This window comes from Vibrio sp. 1580, from assembly GCF_033340055.1.
Genome location: NZ_JAWOVT010000256.1, coordinates 1 through 728 on the forward strand (window position 1 = coordinate 1; position 728 = coordinate 728).

Sequence of the window (728 nt, forward strand, 5' to 3'; positions counted from 1 at the left end):
ACCGACGAAGCAGCACTATCGGTAGTTATGCAAGCTGCTGGGCAGCTTCAACTAGCCATTACCGCACGCCTTTCAATGAGCTTAAACAACACCCCAATGGCTGGCACACAACTGAATGTAGTCAGTGGCAACTTTGTCATTGCACAGCCACTTGGCGTAGATGACGGTGTCGATTACTGCCACAGTGGACGCATTCGCCACATTGACACCGACGCGATTAATCGCACGCTCGACCAAGGCTCTATTGTGCTACTTGGCCCCATTGCGAGCTCCGTGACTGGTGAGTGTTTTAACTTACTTTCTGAAGAAGTCGCGACGCAACTGGCGATCAAATTAGGCGCAGACAAACTGATTGGTTTCTGCTCAGAACAAGGCGTGATTGACGACAATGGCAATGCCGTCGCAGAGTTGCTGCCTATCGAGGCAGAGCACGTCATCAAAACGCTTTCAGAAAACCACGCTTCAGATTCCGATTACAACACGGGCACTTTGCGTTTCCTCAAAGGTTCCATCGCCGCTTGTCGCGCTGGCGTCCCACGTAGCCATCTCATCAGCTACAAAGTAGATGGAGCTTTGATTCAGGAGTTGTTCTCGTTTGACGGTATCGGAACTCAAGTCGTCATGGCGAGCGCAGAGCAAGTTCGTCAAGCTGGTATTGATGACATCGGCGGCATTTTGGAATTGATTCATCCATTAGAAGAACAAGGCATTTTGGTCAGGCGTTCGAG

At 50.5% G+C, this 728-nt stretch carries 1 protein-coding gene; it reads left to right on the forward strand.

Features of this window, described 5'->3' with window-relative positions; genetic code table 11:
* A partial coding sequence (argA, locus tag R7093_RS25365) for an amino-acid N-acetyltransferase (protein WP_318147038.1) occupies window positions 1-728 on the forward strand: 728 nt, incomplete at both ends.